Source organism: Thermus hydrothermalis, from assembly GCF_022760925.1.
Taxonomy (GTDB): Bacteria; Deinococcota; Deinococci; order Deinococcales; family Thermaceae; genus Thermus; species Thermus hydrothermalis.
The window spans coordinates 1-573 of the sequence record NZ_JAKTNT010000038.1 but is presented as its reverse complement, the minus strand read 5'-3'; the positions used below and the strand labels follow the sequence as shown (position 1 = coordinate 573).

The following is a 573-nucleotide window of genomic DNA, read 5'->3' as shown; positions in this document are numbered from 1 at the left end:
GCCCTGACTAAACTGACCGGTAAGGTGGTCCAAATTTAGGGCCGCAGTACAAGAAGCATACTTCCAAACCCCGTGATGTCTTTATAGCCCGCGAGATCTACGGTCACAGGGCCAAAGTTCCGGTTGAACTGACCGGTGCCTTCGCTCCTGATCCGCTCAGTCCTGTCGGCCAGCCAGTACATGATGTTGTCACTGGTCTGCTTGGCCAGCCCCAAACACAATACCTCAACGATCCCGGAGAGGTAGGCGACGCCATAAAGCGCCTCGTCAAAGTTAGGTGCTTCTTCAAAGCGGATGCTCAGGAGGTTGAAGTAGCGCCCGCCCTTCGGGGCTCCAAAAAAGACTATGTACTCCGTAACGCGGTCTGTTTCGGGGTTTCTCACCCAGACGCGGTATTTCCGTTCGGCGGAACGTTCAGGCGGAGGCGGAGGGAGTTTTTCCTCCACCACCTGGACTATGTGGTCCACCTTCTTAAGTTTGGCCATCGCGTCGCTTATCTTCGTGGCCTGAGCCTGTACCGTGAAGTGCTGCCCCAAATTTGGACCACCCCAAGAGAGAGGCCAAGGGGTGTAG

General features: G+C 55.8%; 1 protein-coding gene. It reads right to left on the bottom strand.

Annotation, left to right across the window (positions count from 1 at the left end; all coding sequences use genetic code 11):
- Positions 1–35: 35 nt before the first annotated feature.
- Positions 36–573: hypothetical protein (locus L0C60_RS12720; protein ID WP_243092923.1), on the bottom strand; the 538-nt coding region annotated here is incomplete at its 5' end.